Source organism: Vibrio sp. 1978 (assembly GCF_033344345.1).
Window position 1 is genome coordinate 1 of sequence record NZ_JAWPOP010000665.1, and the last position, 619, is coordinate 619.

Below are 619 nucleotides of genomic sequence, written 5' to 3' on the forward strand. Positions count from 1 at the left end.
TCAAGCCAGATATTGCCTGCGACCCAAGACCGGAGAAAGCCAGCCAATACCGACTAGCCTATGAGCCAGACGTACCCACTCATAGCATCCCAGATTTGCTGCGCCCAGCAATGCAACTGCCTGCCCCAATTGCTCTGCAAGAACAAGTATCGCTGGTGCATGGACCAGAACGAATCGTATCCGGATGGTGGGATGGCGACGAAATTATGCGCGATTACTACATTGCTCATACCAAGCAAGGTCGCTGGTTATGGGTATTTCGCGATCAACATAAACATTGGTTTCTTCATGGCTATTTTTGTTGAGTCGTTATGAGTTACGCAGAATTATTTTGTCAGTCTAATTTCTCTTTCCTCACTGGCGCTTCTCATGCAGAAGAGCTTGTGTTGCAAGCGGCTTTTTATCGCTACCATGCCATCGCGATTACTGATGAGTGCTCGGTCGCTGGCGTGGTCAAAGCCCATGCAACGATTGAGCAGCATAAACTTGATATCAAACAGATCGTCGGCAGCATGTTCTGGCTCAACGAAGAGTGCCAAATAGTCCTACTTTGCCCCTGCCGTAAAGCTTATGCTGAGATGTGCCGTATCATCACTAACGCGAAACGACGCAGCGAAAA

Annotated in this window: 1 protein-coding gene and 1 pseudogene; both read left to right on the forward strand. The window is 48.6% G+C overall.

Going from position 1 to position 619, the window contains the following annotated elements:
• Nucleotides 1–305, forward strand: a pseudogene (locus R8N49_RS28425) (DNA polymerase Y family protein); the annotation flags it as partial.
• Nucleotides 306–311: 6 nt separating this feature from the next.
• A partial coding sequence (locus R8N49_RS28430) for a PHP domain-containing protein (protein WP_318190607.1) occupies nt 312–619 on the forward strand: 308 nt, incomplete at its 3' end.